Origin of the sequence: Cupriavidus sp. SIMBA_020 (genome assembly GCF_046535395.1) — a bacterium.
GTDB lineage: Bacteria > Pseudomonadota > Gammaproteobacteria > Burkholderiales > Burkholderiaceae > Cupriavidus > Cupriavidus campinensis.
Genome location: NZ_JAWRWU010000551.1, coordinates 1 through 273, shown reverse-complemented (window position 1 = coordinate 273; position 273 = coordinate 1). Strand labels below are relative to the sequence as shown.

Genomic DNA, 273 nt, shown 5'->3' with positions numbered 1-273 from the left:
CGGATAAACCTTCGCCTGATCGCCGTCATAGCCCACTTGCAACTCGGATCCATTCAAACGGGAGTTTTCATCCATCCATTTCAGACGGTCAGACACAAATGTCATTCGATCTTTGCGGTGGAACACGACACTGCGTGTCGCGACCTGCTGGATTAGATAGCGCTCCGTGTTGAAGACCTCACCCCGATAGGGGCCACCGTTTTCGCGCGGCGTGCCCAGCCTCAGCGGTGAGCCAAACCGATGCTCCGCGAGCGCCTTGACCTCGTTCGGAAC

The 273-nt window shown here is 57.1% G+C and carries 1 pseudogene; it reads right to left on the bottom strand.

Annotation, left to right across the window (positions count from 1 at the left end):
* Positions 1-273: pseudogene (locus tag SB751_RS30475) on the bottom strand (DNA replication protein); the annotation flags it as partial.